This is a genomic window from Mycobacterium kansasii ATCC 12478 (genome assembly GCF_000157895.3).
Classification (GTDB): Bacteria; Actinomycetota; Actinomycetes; order Mycobacteriales; family Mycobacteriaceae; genus Mycobacterium; species Mycobacterium kansasii.
The window spans coordinates 262,149-276,925 of the sequence record NC_022663.1 but is presented as its reverse complement, the minus strand read 5'-3'; the positions used below and the strand labels follow the sequence as shown (position 1 = coordinate 276,925).

Genomic DNA, 14,777 nt, shown 5'->3' with positions numbered 1-14,777 from the left:
AGAAGACGTTGGACGCCGCAACCGCCTGGGCCGAGGCGATGAAGTTCGAGAACCGCCCCAACCCCTACCCGTACTTCAAGGAGCTGCGCCGGACTCCGGTGGCCAAGGTCGCCGACAAGACTTATGTCGTCACCGGTTACCTCGAATTGCTGGCCCTGGCGCACGACCCGCGGATCAGCTCCGACATCAGCCGAAGCCCCGCAAGCTTGGGCGGCGAAAAGCCCGCTCCCGGGAGCGAACACATGCGGACCTACGGCCGCAGCCCCAGCATCATCGTCTCCGACCCGCCCGAGCACGACCGGGCCCGCCGGCAGGTGATGCGCCACTTCGGCCCGCCGCACTCTCCCGATCTGATCCCGGGCATGGAGCCGTTTGTCGTGCAGCTCGCCGACGACATGCTGGACAAGGTCAAAGCCTGCGGCAAGAGCCGCTTGGACGTGGTCGAGGAGTTCGCCTACCCGATACCCGTGACGGTCATCTGCAAAATTCTCGGCGTGCCGGTCGAAGACGAGCCGATGTTTCACGCCTGGATCTTCGACTTCATGATGGGCAGCGACCTGGGCCCGGATGGCGCCACCGAGGAGGGCCGCGCGCTGGCCGAGAAGGGCCGCGCCAGCACCGCCGCGTTGCAGGGCTACCTCGGAGGCCTGGTGCAGAAGTACGCGCAAACACCCGGCGAGGGCCTGCTGTCCAGGCTGCTGCACGACGATGGACCCGACGGCCCGATGTCGGCGGCGGAGACGACGTCGAACGCCATGCTGCTATTGGTTGCCGGCCACGACTCGACGGTCAACACCATCACCAATTGCGTCATGACGTTGTTGCGCAATCCCGGCTCCTGGGACCTGCTGCGGCAGAACCCGGAGCTGATTCCACGCGCTATCGAAGAGGTACAGCGCCTGCAGTCCGCGGTGCAGTTTTTCCCCAGCCGCAGCGCCACCGCCGACATCGAGATCGGCGGGACGGTGATCCCGGCAGGGGCGGCGGTGCACCTGATCTATGCGGCGGCCAATCGTGATCCACGGCGGTTCGACAATCCGGATCGCTTCGACCCGTTGCGCGAGGACAACGAGCACTTCGGCTGGGGCAGCGGCATCCACACCTGCATGGGCGGCCCGCTGGCTCGCCTCGAGGTCAACTTGGCGTTGGAGATATTGCTGCGCCGTGTCGAATCCCCGACGCTGGTGGTCGACCCGCCGCCATATCGGCACAACCAGGTGTTTCGCGGTCCCCGGCATCTCTGGGTGGACTTCGCCGCGATCGCCGGTTGAGCCTCGTTCTCGGTGATCTGCTGGCGGCCGGCACGACCCGGACCAGTTGTCGACGGCGTCTCGGCGATATCGCCGAGATCGACACCGACGGGTCGAATTGCTATCGCTGGCGGCTGCGCGACCAACGAAAGGTGATGTGGAACTCGAGGCTGGCGGAGCCGGACGGGGTCCGATTCGTCGGCGATACGGGCCTTGATGCGGGCTGCGTGCCGGGCCGGCTAAGCATCCCCGGACCCGCCGGCGGCAAGGCTGCAGGACGCGATCAAAGCCGGCCCATAGGTAGCTGCACCGCACTCGCATTGCCAACAGATGTGCCGTCCGCAGGAACATTGGATGGTGGCCACGATCATGTGCCCGGGCAACAGCCAGTGGCCACGCCCGCAACGCCGGGGCGGTCGGTCCGCCCAGTGCGCTGCCCAGCCATGCGCCAACTCGCCGACGTCAACACTCACCGCAACACACTCGCATCCGTTTGCGGACCAATTCCAGGGTGGGCGCCGAATCGTTATCCTTCGTTTTCCGCTCTTGGCCGTGTCGTTGCATCCGCATTGGTGCCGGGTGCTCCCCACCCGCGTGGCCACCGTGTCGCCAGGGTCGGCGCGAAGCGTTACTTCTGTAGCGTGAACTGGTTGACGTCGATGTAGCCGGTGCGGAACGCCTTGGCGCAGCCGGTCAGGTACTTCATGTAGCGCTGGTAGATCTCTTCGGACTGGATCGCGATGGCCTCGTCCTGGTGCGCCTGCAGCGCCTGTGCCCACAGGTCCAGGGTCCGCGCATAGTGCTGTTGCAGCGACTGGCGCCGGGTCAGCGTGAAGCCCGACTTTGCCGAGCGCTCCGCCACCATGTCGATCGAGGGCAACCGGCCACCGGGGAAGATCTCGGTGACGATGAACTTGACGAAGCGGATGATGTCGATCGAGATGGGCAGACCCTGCTCGCTGAGCTGCTCTCGGGTCAAGCCGGTGATGGTGTGCAGCAGCATCACGCCGTCGGCGGGCAGAACCCGGTATGCCATGGCAAAGAAGTCGTCGTAGCGGTCGTGGCCGAAGTGCTCGAAGGCGCCGATGGACACGATCCGGTCGACGGGCTCGTCGAACTGTTCCCAGCCTTTCAGTAACACCGTCCTGGTGCGCGCGGTGTCGAGCTCGTCGAAGCTCTTCTGCACGTGGGCGGCCTGGTTCTTCGACAAGGTCAGGCCGATGACGTTGACGTCGTACTTCTCGATGGCCCGGCGCATGGTGGCGCCCCAGCCGCAGCCGACGTCGAGCAGCGTCATGCCCGGCTGCAGGCCCAGCTTGCCCAGCGCCAGGTCGATCTTGGCGATCTGGGCCTCTTCCAGGGTCATGTCGTCGCGCTCGAAGTAGGCGCAGCTGTAGGTCTGGGTCGGGTCCAGAAACAGCCGGAAGAACTCGTCGGACAAGTCGTAATGCGCCTGCACCTTGTCGAAATGCGGCCTCAGCTTCTGAGCCATGATCGTGTGCCTTTCTGGCCCCCCTGAGGCCCCCGCGGTGGCATGCACCGGTCTGCACCATTCTCCCCGTGTTATCCATCAAACCAGCCGGCGGGCCATCCACCCGTTCGTACCCCGCCCGTCGGGTGCGCCAGACCAGGGCCGGGGCGCAAGGAGGGGTGGGCTCCCGGTGTGGTTGGCTGGACTTTCGCGACAAGTAATCGGGCGCGCCTGTGGACCGAGGACAACGCATGAACATGAATCCAGAGCGGTTTGTCGTCAGCCGCATCATCGCCGCGACACCGGCGGAGGTTTTCGCAGTTCTGGTCGAGCCGTCACGCCATCGGGACACCGAGCCCGGCGATTGGGTCCGCGACGCCGTCGACGCCGCACCGATCACCGGCCGCGGTCAGGTCTTCGCGATGAATATGTACTTGACTGAAGCCGGTGGTGACTACGTCACCTACAACTTGGTCAATGTCTTCGACCGGGACCGCGCCATCGGCTGGTTGCCGGGCCAGCTCGACACCGCAGGAAACCACGTTGCCGGCGGTTGGTGGTGGCGTTATGACCTGGTCCCCAGGGGGGAGCACACCGACGTCACTCTCACCTACGACTGGAGTGCCACTCCGCAGAGTTTTCGCGACCAGGTCGGCGGGATGCCTCCGTTTTCGGAGGCCTACCTGGCCGCGTCGCTACAGACGCTGGAGCGCTTGGTCAGCGGTTGAGCCGCGATCCACAATCGCGGCTCACTGCTTGCGCCGCAAGGCCATTGAACTCATGAGCCGATGCGTCGAGGCGAACGACGCCTGATGGTCCGACCGGTCGCAGCCGACAGCGATGGTCCCCGAGGGGATTCGCCAAATCCCACCCCCAGAAGTCTTGACTGATTCAAGATAAGGCGTCATAGTGGCGAAGTGGCGTCAACGGCGCACTACACACAAAAGCTGCGAATGGCCGACCTGCGTGTCACCCGGCCCCGGCTGGCCGTGCTCGAAGCCGTAGACGCCCACCCGCACGCCGACACCGAAACAATCTTCTCGGCGGTACGCACCGGCCTGCCCGACGTTTCCCGCCAGGCGGTGTACGACGTGCTCAATGCGCTCACCTCGGTAGGCCTGATCCGCCGGATCCAGCCCTCGGGGTCGGTGGCCCGTTACGAGTCCCGAGTCGGCGACAACCACCATCACGTCGTGTGCCGCTCGTGCGGAGTGATCGCCGACATCGACTGTGCGGTCGGGGATGCGCCGTGCCTGACTCCCGCGGACGACGGCGATGTTCTTGATGGCTTCGTTCTCGACGAGGCCGAAGTCATCTACTGGGGCATGTGCCCCGACTGCTCGACCGCAGTACCTCGATCACAGCCGTGATCGCAGCCCGTTTCACTCACCCGGAAGGAATGCTGTGTCATCCGATACATCCGAAAGCCGCCCGCCGCACCCGGATTCGAACACGGCGAGCACCAGTGAGAGCGAAAACCCGGCGATCCCGTCGCCCAAGCCCAAGGCGCATGCGCCGCTGACGAACCGCGACTGGTGGCCCGATCAGATCGACGTGTCGATGCTGCACCCGAACCCGCCGGCGGCCAGCCCGCTGGGCGCGGACTTTGACTACGCCAGTGAGTTCGCCAAGCTCGACGTCGACGCGCTCAAGGCGGACCTGGTCGAGGTGATGACCACCTCACAGGACTGGTGGCCCGCCGACTACGGTCACTACGGCGGCCTGTTCATCCGGATGAGCTGGCACGCCGCGGGCACTTATCGCATTCACGACGGCCGCGGCGGCGGTGGCCAGGGTATGCAGCGGTTCGCCCCGCTCAACAGCTGGCCGGACAACGCCAGCCTGGACAAGGCCCGCCGGCTGCTGTGGCCGGTCAAGAAGAAGCACGGCAACAAGATCTCCTGGGCGGACCTGATCATCTTCGCCGGCAACGTCGCCCTGGAATCGATGGGATTCAAGACCTTCGGCTTCGGCTTCGGCCGCGAAGACGTCTGGGAGCCCGAAGAAATCCTCTGGGGCGAAGAGGACGAATGGTTGGGCACCAACAAGCGCTACTCGGGCGAACGTGACCTTGCCCAGCCCTACGGAGCCACCACCATGGGCCTGATCTACGTCAATCCCGAAGGCCCCGAGGGCAAGCCGGATCCGATCGCCGCGGCGATCGACATCCGCGAAACGTTCGGCCGGATGGCGATGAACGACGAGGAGACGGCAGCCCTGATCGTGGGTGGGCACAGCTTCGGCAAGACCCACGGGCGCGGCGATCCCGAGTTGGTCGGCCCCGAGCCGGAGGCCGCCCCAATCGAGCAACAGGGGCTGGGCTGGAAGAGTTCCTACGGCAGCGGCAAGGGCAAGGACGCCATGACCAGCGGCCTGGAGGTCGTCTGGACACCCACACCGACCAAGTGGGACAACTCCTTCCTGGAAACCCTGTACGGCTACGAGTGGGAGCTGACCAAGAGCCCAGCCGGAGCCTGGCAGTTCACCGCTAAGGACGGCGCCGGCGCCGGCACCATCCCCGACCCGTTCGGCGGACCGGGCCGCGTCCCGACGATGCTGGTCACCGACATCTCGCTCCGCGAGTCGCCGATCTACCGCGACATCACCCGGCGTTGGCTGGATCACCCCGAGGAGTTGCAAGAGGCATTCGCCAAGGCGTGGTACAAGCTGCTGCACCGCGACATGGGGCCGATCAGCCGCTACCTGGGTCCGTGGGTTGCCGAGCCGCAGCTGTGGCAGGACCCGGTTCCGGCCGTCGACCACGAGCTGGTCGACGAGCAGGATGTCGCCGCGCTCAAGAGCAAGGTGCTCGAATCCGGCTTGTCCGTCCCGCAACTGGTCAAGACGGCATGGTCGGCTGCGGGAAGTTTCCGCCGTACCGACAAGCGGGGCGGCGCCAACGGAGGCCGGTTGCGGCTCGAGCCGCAGAAGAGTTGGGAGGCCAACGAGCCCGCCGAGTTGCAGCAGGTGCTGCCCGTGCTGGAGCGCATCCAGCAGGAGTTCAACGGATCGGCATCCGGCGGTAAGAAGATCTCGCTGGCCGACCTGATCGTGCTGGCCGGATCCGCGGCGGTGGAGAAGGCGGCCAAGGACGCCGGCTATGAGATCTCGGTGCATTTCGCCCCCGGGCGAACCGACGCCTCGCAGGAGAACACCGACGTGGAGTCGTTCGCGGTGCTCGAACCACGGGCCGATGGGTTCCGCAACTACGTGCGTCCCGGCGAGAAGGCTCCGCTCGAGCACCTGCTGGTCGAGCGGGCATACCTGCTGGGGGTGACGGCTCCGGAGATGACGGTGCTGGTCGGCGGGTTGCGTGCCCTCGGTGCCAACCACGGGGGCAACAAGCACGGTGTATTCACCGACCGGCCGGGCGCGTTGACCAATGACTTCTTCGTCAACCTGCTCGACATGGGTACGGAGTGGAAGCCCTCGGAGGCCGCGGAGAACATATACGAAGGTCATGACCGGGCCACGGGCAATCTGAAGTGGACCGCGACCGCCAATGACCTGGTGTTCGGGTCGAATTCGGTGTTGCGCGCACTGGCCGAGGTCTACGCCCAGGACGACAACGCGGGCAAGTTCGTCGAGGACTTTGTCGCGGCCTGGGTCAAGGTCATGAACAACGACCGGTTCGATCTCGCCTGATCCGCCGGCGCGACCGAGCGACACCCCGCGAGCCGCCGGTTCGCGGGGTGTCGTTTTCGCTCAACCTGCGGCGGCAGTGACCACGATCGAATCCCCGCCGGTGCGCCAGGCCGCCGTGAAGGCGGTCACGGCGACCTGCTCGTCGGCATGGTCGGCGCCGGGGTCGTTGAGGTGGACGATCTCGTTGTTGGTGTCGATCCCGGTGACGACGAGGAAGTGGTCGGCCGTGCTGCGCTGATCGTCACTGTTCCAGATGACCGCGGAATTGACCCAGGCGATGATCTTGCGGTTATCGGTGAGGTACCGCTGCAGGGCGGGCAGCCCGGTCTGATCGGGGTGCGTGGTATCGGTCATCAAGGATGTGATGCCGTAGTGCGCCAGCAGTACGACCGTGTCCCCCAGCTCGATGCCCCCGGTGCCGTTGGCGTGGCTCGGGTCGTCGGCGGGGGCATATATCGGCCCCGGGTTGGCCTGCGAAGGAGTGCTTTCCGCCAACGCGATCATCTCTTGCTCGGTCGGCGCGTGCCCGGTGATTTGACCGACCACGTCGGCGACCGAAATCAGCCCGCAGTTGTCCTCGAGCGACTGCTGCTGCCAGTACCTGGCGGCCGCGACGGGGTCGCCGTACATGCCGGCGACGATGGTCGGGGACGCCGTTACCGGGAGATTGGTGGACGTGGCACCGGCGGTGACCGTCGACAGCGTCGTCGACGGTTCCGACGGCGCAGGATGGCCACACGCCGAGACGATGGAAATACCGGCCACGACCAACGCGGCCCGCACCGCATTGCGCGCGGCGGCTGCGATCCGGACGTCGGCCATGGTGTTGATTATCGATCAGGGTCTGGCTGCAGTTGTGATTTCGCCTCTTTAACCAGATCCGCCGCGGTGCGGCTGGCTTCGTGGGCCTTGCGTTCGGACAGCGCGGCATCGGCATCGGCCCTGGCGTGACATCCCGCTGCCCGAGAACGAGCCGGTTGACAATCCACGCCGCCGTCGTGGGCTTGCGCGCCGCGGAGATCCCTTTCGCGGCGGCGGCATGATCTCTCGCCCGGTGCGCAACATCGGTTTCAGATCACCCACCCACGGGTTACTTGATACCAGAGCTGCCGACGCCCGAAATCAACTTCGGGCCAGCACACGAAAACCGGGGACCACAAACGTCAATGACGTGCAACGACAGTGCTGAGTTGGTCCGGCGGATACTGGGCATCAGCTGGCCGCGCCGCTTTCTGCTAGCCGTGTTCGTCGTAGTCGGGGTGGTCGGTGCGATTCGGATCGCCGGGTTGCCCGGTTGCCCGGACTGCCGTCGGCCCGGGGCCACGGCAGAGGCGTCTGGACCCGCACACGTGACGATCACCCCCGGACCCGACGCCCACGACGTCGACCCGGTGGCGCGCGTGGTGGTGAAAGCCGATGTGGGAACGCTGACCGATGTCCGCATGGTCAATGACGGCGGCAAACCGGTGCCGGGCATCATGACCCCGGACAACACCGTGTGGAAACCCACCGTGCCCCTGGGCTATGGCCGCACCTACACACTGACGGTTGCCAGCCGGGGTCCCAACGGCGTTGCGGCCGAACACGTGTCGTCATTCGCCACGCTGCGGCCGTCCAACCAGACCAAGGTTTCGCTGACCACCACCTCGGAGGCCCCGTTGCGCGAGGGCGGCACTTACGGCGTCGGAACTGTGATCGTCGCGCACTTCGATGAACAGATCGTTGACCGCGCCGCCGCCGAGCGACAGCTGGCGGTGACGACCGATCCCGCGGTCGCCGGCTCCTGGTTCTGGGTCGACGACCAGAACGCCCATTGGCGACCCGAGCATTACTATGCGCCGGACACCACCGTCACCGTCGAGGCAAAGATCTACGGAATCGCGTTGGGTAACGGCATATTCGGGCAGGAAGACAACCGGGTGTCCTTCCGGATCGGCGGTTCGCACATCGCTATTGCCGACGATGCCACCAAGCTGGTCAGCGTGTTCGACAACGGCGCGCTGGTCCGCACCATGCCCACCTCGATGGGAATGGGCGGCACCGAAACGGTCGGTGGGCGCACCCTGTCGTTCTGGACTCCCCCCGGCATCTATACCGTGCTCGACAAGGGCAACCCGGTGGTGATGGACTCGTCGACCTTCGGGCTGCCCAAGAATTCCCGCCTCGGATATCGCGAGACCATCAACTACGCCACCCGGATCAGCACCGACGGCATCTATCTGCATCAGCTCGACGCGACGGTGTGGGCTCAGGGCCATACCGATACTTCGCACGGATGCTTGAACCTCAACGGCGACAATGCGAAATGGTTCTACGACTTCGCCGTACCCGGTGATGTGGTCGAGGTGCGCAACAGCGGAGGACCGCCGCTGCAACTGTCGCAGAACGGCGACTGGACCCTGAGTTGGGACCAATGGCGCAAGGGCAGCGCCTTGAACGCCGGCGGTAACTAATTTCCGGCGAACCACGCGGTGGCCACCGCGCGAGTCTGCGGCGGCGGGAAGTGCTCGCCCGGTGTGCCCAATTGCCCCACCTTGACCGTCCACAGCGGCGCCGAGCGGTCGATGCAGGTCCCGGCGCCCTGGCTGGGCAGCCACAAGACCGCGAGGTTCGCGTCGGGCGCGCCGCATCCGTAGACGCCGACGTATCCATCGTCACGGCCGCCCCAGGCACCGCCGTTGCGTAGCAGGCAGCGGGTCCCGTCGTCGAGTGCCAGCGCGAACGGATCGGGTGTCGCGATCGGGTGCACCCGTGGGAGCGGGCCGCCGTAGGTCACCCGATGCAGCCGCTGGTCCCACGGATTGTCCACGCACAGCAGCGATTCCGGCGTCGATGGCCAGCAGGTTCCGGCATCTGCCGCGCTCGGCGAGCAATAGTAGATGTTGTCGGCCACTGCCGACGGCGACGCCGTCGTGCAGCTATCGACGGCGGTGACGTTGCCCTGCGCGGGGGCCTCGCGGTACCCATTGATCGGCTGGCCATCGGATCCGACGGCCACGGCGGTGATCACCCGCGTCGGTGCGGGATCGGCCAGCGCCGACCCGCACACGGAGAAGATCGCGCAGGCAAGCATCGCGCTCGGCGTCGCGACGGCTCGAAAGACGAAGTCCACGAGCCCAACTCTGCTCCCTCGCGGGCCAGCTTTCAAAGGGGCAATCCGATTCACCTTGTTGATTCGGAGCCGAAGCTCAGTCCCGTACCCCGTCCACCGTGACGACCACGTGGCGTGGCCCGCGCAGCAGAGGATTCCTGCGGTACGGAGGCGGATCAGCGACCAGCCGCGGTGATTCCAGCCGGCGTACCAGTGCGGTCAACGCGATCTGTGTCTCGAGCCGAGCCATGGGAGCACCGAAGCACGCGTGAATGCCGTGTCCGAAACCGAGATGTTGATTGTCCGGGCGGTCGGGCACGAACAGGTCAGGGTCGGTGAAGCGTCGCGGATCCCGATTTCCCGCGGCAAGCAGAAGATTGACTTTCGCGCCCCGTGGGATCGTCTCCCCGGCAATGGAGATGTCGGCCAAGGCAACCCGCGGCGTGATTTGTGCGGGTGGCTCATACCGGAGCAGTTCCTCGACCAACGGGATGACGAAGTCGGGTTCGCGGCGCAGCCGGTCCATCACCTCCGGATGCCGCAGTAGGGTCAGCATCCCATTGGCGATCAGGTTGACGGTAGTTTCGTGGCCGCCGATGAGCAGCAGGACTCCCGTGTCGGCGATCTCGGTCGTGCTCATCTGGCCGTCGGGGTTGTCGTCGGTGACCCACCGCGACAGTATGTTGTCCCCCGGCTGGCGGCGATAGGCCTCGGCGATTTCGGTGATGTATTCCCGCATCTCGGCGATCGCTTGCTCGCCTCGCTGCCGCTGTTGGGGTGTCCCGAATTCGCCGTCGAGGAAGTCTTGTGTCCAGCGCTGGAACCGGGGTTCGTCCTCGAGCGGGACCCCGAGCATGTCGCAGATCACCGACACCGGAAGTGGATACGCCAGGTCGTCCACGATGTCTATCTGGCCACGGCCGCGACAGTCGTCGATGAGGCGCTCGACCATGTCGGCGAACTTGTCGCGCATGCCGTCGATCCATCCGGCCCGGTGCGGCGGACCGAAATGCCGCATCGCCATGCGGCGCAGCCGGCCGTGCTCGGGCGGGTCGAGCGTGATGAAGCCCGGAATCAGATCAGGCTCGAGCTGGGTGCCCTTGGTCATGTCGGAGCTGATCCGCGGGTCGTGAAGCAAAGCCACGATCTCCCGATGGGTGCTGACGACGTAGCTGCCATCCTCGTACCGGGCCACCGGTGTCTGCCGCAGCTGGGCGTACAGCGGATATGGGTTGGCGCGGTTGGCGTAGTCGAGGACTTGTCGATACGCGGACTGTCGCGTCATGACGCCTCACTTTCAGTCCGCTCAGGAAAGGTTCGTGACTGGCTTGCTCGTTGCCGCGGCGGTGCGAATGTCGCGCGGCGCTCACTCGATGCGTGGCAGATCGGAATGACGTCGGGCTGTTGGCTGGGCAGGCCGCGAGTCGGGAATCGAGCAGGGACCGGCTGGGCGTCGGCCGGTCGGTCGAAACCGGGTGCAGCCGGCGGGAACGGTGCCGATTCGGCGATCAGCCGTTCGAAGAAGTCCAGCCACATGCCCTGGTTGACGGTGACAGCCCCGACGAGTCGGCCTTGCCTGCCGTAGGCGGCGACGAACCGGTGTTTATCGACCGAGCCTTGGCTGACGACGACCTCATCGGCGAAGCGCGGCACGCCGACGGACTTGATATTGACGCCGAACTGGGCGGACCAAAACGTGGGCACCGCCAGATAGGGACGGCGCCGGGCGGGGGCGCACACCATATTGTGGGCCGCGACCTCGGCCTGGGCCACGGCGTTGCTCCAGTGCTCTACACCCAGGAACTCGAAATCGTAGAGCGGGTGTGCGGCGCGGGCCACGTCGCCTGCGACGAAGACATTGTCGGTGACGATGCCGTTCAGATCGAAGGCGCGGCAGGCCGGGTCGCAGGCCACACCCCAGTTGCTGTCGGCGGCCAGCCCCGAGTCGTGCAACCACTCGGTATTGCGGAGCGAGCCGAGCGCGACCACGGCCACCTCGACGTCGAGCGTGGTCCCGTCGGACAGGTGAGCGCGCCGGAGTCGCCCGTTCCCATCGTCCTCCAACTCGGTTACGGTGACGCCGCAGCGCAGATCGACGCCGTGCTGTCGTTGCAGTGTCGCGGCGACGTCGCCGATCACCCCGCCCAAAGCGTTCTCCAGCGGAGCCCGGCCCCGATCGACCACCGTCACGGGCAGGTCTAGTTCGCGGCAGACCGATGCGATTTCCGAGCCGATGAACCCGGCGCCGATGGTGAGCACCCGCCGCGGCTTGACGGCCAGGTACTGCCGCAGCCGGGCCGCGTCATCGCGCGTGCGCAGCACACCGACGCCGTCGAGAGTGGCTTCCGCTTGGTTCGGCCAAGGTCGGGCGCGCGCCCCGGTGGCGATCATTATGCGGTCGAAGCCAACTTTCTGACCGTCGGCGAGGTGCACCCGCTGCGCGGCCAGATCCACGCCGACGGCGGCGACGCCCAGCCGCCATTCGGCATCGAGCCGGCACAGGCGCGGCAACGCGGTTTGGTCGGCCGGCGCGTAGCCCGTCAGGACTTGCTTGGACAGCGGCGGGCGGTCGTAGGGCTCGTGGGGCTCTTCGCCGATCAGGGTCAACTTTCCGCGAAAACCCTTCTTGCGCAACGTCTCAGCCGCCCGCAGTCCCGCCAGAGACGCACCGACGATCACGATCCGCCCGCGGCGGTGGCGGGTCTCGGCAACCGAGCCGGTCATACTGACCCCGTTTCGTGGGCCAGTTGCGAAGTTTCTAACGGGTCCATCCGGATCGCCTGGACCGGACAGGCTGCCGCGGCCCGCAGGATCTGCTGACGTTGCGTATCGTCCGGATTGGGGTGATATACCAGCGCCTCCTCCCCCGCCAGCTTGAATGCCCGGGGCGCAAGGAAGCAGCACTGGGCGTAGCCCTGACAACGCACCAGGTCGACCACGATACGCAAGACAAATTCTCCTTTGCGGCCGGACGAGAGTTCTCGTGAGGGCGTGAAGCGGCGCATCCGAAGTGCCATGTTTTCGATGCAGCCCCGGCGAAGTCTCCCCAGGTCGGCGATCGACCCATCGTCACTGAGGTTATCGAACGATAACCGAAGTGTCAATGGACGCTCCGCGCGCTGACCGTTGAACTCGATCGGCAGGTCGCTGAGTCAGCCCCGGGACTGAGTGCGCCGCGACACCCGGGCGATGCGCGGTGACCTCGCCGAACAAGTCGTCTTACACCCGGAACCGCGGCTGCTAGTACCGCGGCAGGAAACATTCTGGGCCACACGGAAAGTCGAGTTCCGTCACGGGTAACCCCGAGGTTTGGATCGGGCGGCTCGGCTAACACGTCGACTGACAGTGCCCATGCTACGGATAGCGGCGACGGCTACCCGACGCCCGTGGTGATAGCAGCGGAACTCGCCGCGGCTCAACCAGTTTCGCGAACCCGACGGCCACGGAGTTGACTGCCCGCCGCCGGATCCGTCGCCGGATACGGCGAGCCACCATCACCGCGACGACACCGACCGCTACGTCGGCAAGTATCGCCCCGCGCGCTCGGCGCTGCCGGCGTGGGCTGCTCGAGCGGCGGCCGAGGCGGTAGCCGACGCCCAGCGCAATCAGCAACGCAGCGATCGCCGTCAACGCGGTCATGCAATTGAGGATCTTGCGTCGCCGTCGCGGTTGGGTCACGGGCCAGGCACGCCTTGGCCAACACCAATGGTGCTACCCACCCGGGCAACCGGAGCTGGTCAGCGATCGATGCGGAAACGTTTGAGCCGCGAGCGCGCGCCCGACACCAATTCGACTCGGGTCCTTGGCAAGTGAAAGTGAGCTGCCAGCAGCCGGGCAACCGCTTCGTTGGCTTTGCCGCCCACCGCCGGCTCGGGCACGTAGATCGTCAGCTCGACGCCGGAAACCGTCTCGACCCGCGGACCGTTGCGAGAGCCGGGTTTCACCTTGACGACGACGATGTCGGCCATGCCGGGTGCCGCTATCCGGTACTCGCCATCACGATTGGTGGGTGCGGAAACTGAAGGGGCTTGGGCTCGCAGAACGCGTCCTCGAGAGTGAAGAAGTCGCTCGAAAAGTTCACCAACTCCTCGGTCCAGAGCCTGCGGATCACCGTCAATGCTTCGTCGACCATTGCGACCCGGCTCACTGGGCTCGGCAACGCGATCCCGTACCCACGATGCTCGGCCTCGTGCCATCCCGCGCCGATGCCGAAGTTTTGCCGCCCGCCGGAGATGTGGTCGACGGTGGCCGCCATTTCGGCCAGAACCGCCGGATTCCGGTACGTCACGCCGGTCACCAGGCAGCCGATCCGAGTCTGTTCGGTAATCGCCGCCATGGCGGCCAGCGTCGTCCAGCCCTCGTAGGTCGGCTCGTCGAACTCCGATGGTCCAAAGAAGTGGTCGTAGTCCCAAATCCCTTCGAAACCAAGGTGATCGGCGCTTCGCCATAAATCGTTGAGTTCGGGGAATGCGAAACTCAGGTGGAACTTTACCGAGATCCGCATGCCGCGATAGTACGGTCGGCGCCGCGGTCGCGTGGCGCTTATCTGCTCATGCGCGGCCAATAGCCGGCAGTCAGCGTCAAGCCGGCCAACGGCTGGGCCGGAATGGCTACCATCTTCGTGTGCGCGCTCCGCTTGCCGTGAAGTCGGTTGAACAATTGTTGGTGGCTGGTGCAGTCTCCGTTGCGCTGACGATCGCCGCGGCCGTGTTGCCGCCCGGCGCGCCGGGCGCCCCGCGGCGGGCCAGTGCGGCGAATTGCCCGCAGGTGGAAGTTGTCTTCGCCCGCGGCAGATTAGAGTCGCCAGGGCCCGGCGTGATCGGCAATGCGTTTATCAGCACTCTCGCCTCCAAGGTTGGCGGCAGGAGCATGGGCAGCTATGCCGTCAAATACCCGGCCGACACCGAGGTCGACGTCGGCGCCAACGACATGAGCCGTCACGTTCAGTACATGATCAATGCCTGCCCGGCCACCCGGCTGGTGCTCGGCGGCTACTCCCTCGGCGCCGCGGTCACCGACGTTGTGCTTGCGGTGCCGATGTCCGCATTTGGGTTCGACAGCCCGCTACCCCCGGGCGCCGACGAGCACATCGCCGCCGTCGCGTTGTTCGGCAACGGAAGTCAGTGGGTGGGTCCGATCACCAACTTCAGCCCGCTCTACAACGACAGGACCATCGAGTTGTGCCACGGCTCCGACCCCGTCTGCAACCCCGCCGACCCGAACACCTGGAAGCAGAACTGGCCGCAACATAACCCCAGCGCCTACATCCAGGCGGGCATGGTCAACCAGGCAGCCGACTTCGTCGCCGGCAAGCTCTAGA

15 protein-coding genes are annotated in these 14,777 nt (G+C 66.0%); 6 read left to right on the top strand and 9 right to left on the bottom strand.

Annotated elements, in window-relative coordinates; genetic code table 11:
* Positions 1 to 8 precede the first annotated feature (8 nt).
* Positions 9 to 1,271, top strand: coding sequence for a cytochrome P450 (locus tag MKAN_RS01260; RefSeq protein ID WP_023364431.1), 1,263 nt, complete (start codon positions 9 to 11; stop codon positions 1,269 to 1,271).
* A 607-nt stretch (positions 1,272 to 1,878) separates the two neighbouring features.
* Here MKAN_RS01260 and mmaA2 read toward each other — a convergent pair.
* Positions 1,879 to 2,742 (bottom strand): cyclopropane mycolic acid synthase MmaA2, encoded by an 864-nt coding sequence (mmaA2, locus tag MKAN_RS01255; RefSeq protein ID WP_023364430.1) that lies wholly within the window; start codon positions 2,740 to 2,742, stop codon positions 1,879 to 1,881.
* Positions 2,743 to 2,972: 230 nt separating this feature from the next.
* Between mmaA2 and MKAN_RS01250 the strand changes: the two genes are divergently transcribed.
* The 3 genes from MKAN_RS01250 to katG all read left to right on the top strand — a co-directional run bounded on the left by MKAN_RS01250 (position 2,973) and on the right by katG (position 6,366).
* Positions 2,973 to 3,449 carry an SRPBCC family protein gene (locus tag MKAN_RS01250; RefSeq protein WP_023364428.1) on the top strand — a complete coding sequence of 159 codons (477 nt, stop codon included), beginning with the start codon at positions 2,973 to 2,975 and terminating at the stop codon, positions 3,447 to 3,449.
* 189 nt (positions 3,450 to 3,638) lie between these two features.
* A complete protein-coding gene (locus tag MKAN_RS01245; RefSeq protein WP_023364426.1) occupies positions 3,639 to 4,091 on the top strand; it encodes a Fur family transcriptional regulator in 453 nt (150 codons plus the stop codon).
* 34 nt (positions 4,092 to 4,125) lie between these two features.
* A complete protein-coding gene (gene katG / locus MKAN_RS01240) occupies positions 4,126 to 6,366 on the top strand; it encodes a catalase/peroxidase HPI (protein ID WP_023364424.1) in 2,241 nt (746 codons plus the stop codon).
* A 60-nt stretch (positions 6,367 to 6,426) separates the two neighbouring features.
* Here katG and MKAN_RS01235 read toward each other — a convergent pair whose 3' ends face one another.
* Entirely contained in the window at positions 6,427 to 7,188 is a 762-nt protein-coding gene (locus tag MKAN_RS01235; RefSeq protein WP_023364422.1) for a C39 family peptidase, read from the bottom strand.
* Positions 7,189 to 7,532: 344 nt separating this feature from the next.
* Between MKAN_RS01235 and MKAN_RS01230 the strand changes: the two genes are divergently transcribed.
* Complete coding sequence (locus MKAN_RS01230; protein WP_023364419.1) at positions 7,533 to 8,819, top strand: L,D-transpeptidase; 1,287 nt, start codon at positions 7,533 to 7,535, stop codon at positions 8,817 to 8,819.
* Here the strand turns inward: MKAN_RS01230 and MKAN_RS01225 are convergent.
* The 7 genes from MKAN_RS01225 to MKAN_RS01195 form a co-directional block, all read right to left on the bottom strand.
* Positions 8,816 to 9,439, bottom strand: coding sequence for a hypothetical protein (locus MKAN_RS01225; protein ID WP_042313143.1), 624 nt, complete (start codon positions 9,437 to 9,439; stop codon positions 8,816 to 8,818). The two genes, MKAN_RS01230 and MKAN_RS01225, sit on opposite strands and share 4 nt — an antisense overlap.
* A gap of 115 nt (positions 9,440 to 9,554) precedes the next feature.
* Positions 9,555 to 10,742 carry a cytochrome P450 gene (locus MKAN_RS01220; protein ID WP_023364416.1) on the bottom strand — a complete coding sequence of 396 codons (1,188 nt, stop codon included), beginning with the start codon at positions 10,740 to 10,742 and terminating at the stop codon, positions 9,555 to 9,557.
* A complete protein-coding gene (locus MKAN_RS01215) occupies positions 10,739 to 12,181 on the bottom strand; it encodes an NAD(P)/FAD-dependent oxidoreductase (protein ID WP_023364414.1) in 1,443 nt (480 codons plus the stop codon). Before MKAN_RS01215 ends, MKAN_RS01220 begins: the two co-directional genes overlap by 4 nt.
* Positions 12,178 to 12,405 (bottom strand): ferredoxin, encoded by a 228-nt coding sequence (locus MKAN_RS01210; RefSeq protein ID WP_036395838.1) that lies wholly within the window; start codon positions 12,403 to 12,405, stop codon positions 12,178 to 12,180. The genes MKAN_RS01215 and MKAN_RS01210 overlap by 4 nt, the downstream gene beginning before the upstream one ends.
* A 406-nt stretch (positions 12,406 to 12,811) precedes the next feature.
* The gene (locus MKAN_RS01205) at positions 12,812 to 13,096 is read right to left on the bottom strand and encodes a hypothetical protein (RefSeq protein ID WP_133163504.1); all 285 of its coding nucleotides are present in this window, start codon (positions 13,094 to 13,096) and stop codon (positions 12,812 to 12,814) included.
* Positions 13,097 to 13,194: 98 nt separating this feature from the next.
* A complete protein-coding gene (locus tag MKAN_RS01200) occupies positions 13,195 to 13,425 on the bottom strand; it encodes a DUF167 domain-containing protein (protein WP_023364407.1) in 231 nt (76 codons plus the stop codon).
* Positions 13,426 to 13,436: 11 nt separating this feature from the next.
* Positions 13,437 to 13,961 carry an LLM class flavin-dependent oxidoreductase gene (locus MKAN_RS01195; RefSeq protein ID WP_023364405.1) on the bottom strand — a complete coding sequence of 175 codons (525 nt, stop codon included), beginning with the start codon at positions 13,959 to 13,961 and terminating at the stop codon, positions 13,437 to 13,439.
* Between the two features lie 155 nt (positions 13,962 to 14,116).
* Here MKAN_RS01195 and MKAN_RS01190 point away from each other — a divergent pair, with 155 nt between their 5' ends.
* A complete protein-coding gene (locus MKAN_RS01190; RefSeq protein WP_371686058.1) occupies positions 14,117 to 14,776 on the top strand; it encodes a cutinase family protein in 660 nt (219 codons plus the stop codon).
* The last annotated feature ends 1 nt before the right edge of the window (position 14,777 follow it).

What these genes read in the sequence shown, in the direction of transcription:
- mmaA2 (WP_023364430.1), bottom strand. Translation starts at nt 2,742, where the DNA reads ATGGCTCAGAAGCTGAGGCCGCATTTCGACAAGGTGCAGGCGCATTAC.
- MKAN_RS01205 (WP_133163504.1), bottom strand. Translation starts at nt 13,096, where the DNA reads ATGACCGCGTTGACGGCGATCGCTGCGTTGCTGATTGCGCTGGGCGTC.
- MKAN_RS01225 (WP_042313143.1), bottom strand. Translation starts at nt 9,439, where the DNA reads ATGCTTGCCTGCGCGATCTTCTCCGTGTGCGGGTCGGCGCTGGCCGAT.
- MKAN_RS01220 (WP_023364416.1), bottom strand. Translation starts at nt 10,742, where the DNA reads ATGACGCGACAGTCCGCGTATCGACAAGTCCTCGACTACGCCAACCGC.
- MKAN_RS01230 (WP_023364419.1), top strand. Translation starts at nt 7,533, where the DNA reads ATGACGTGCAACGACAGTGCTGAGTTGGTCCGGCGGATACTGGGCATC.
- MKAN_RS01215 (WP_023364414.1), bottom strand. Translation starts at nt 12,181, where the DNA reads ATGACCGGCTCGGTTGCCGAGACCCGCCACCGCCGCGGGCGGATCGTG.
- MKAN_RS01235 (WP_023364422.1), bottom strand. Translation starts at nt 7,188, where the DNA reads ATGGCCGACGTCCGGATCGCAGCCGCCGCGCGCAATGCGGTGCGGGCC.
- MKAN_RS01195 (WP_023364405.1), bottom strand. Translation starts at nt 13,961, where the DNA reads ATGCGGATCTCGGTAAAGTTCCACCTGAGTTTCGCATTCCCCGAACTC.
- MKAN_RS01200 (WP_023364407.1), bottom strand. Translation starts at nt 13,425, where the DNA reads ATGGCCGACATCGTCGTCGTCAAGGTGAAACCCGGCTCTCGCAACGGT.
- MKAN_RS01250 (WP_023364428.1), top strand. Translation starts at nt 2,973, where the DNA reads ATGAACATGAATCCAGAGCGGTTTGTCGTCAGCCGCATCATCGCCGCG.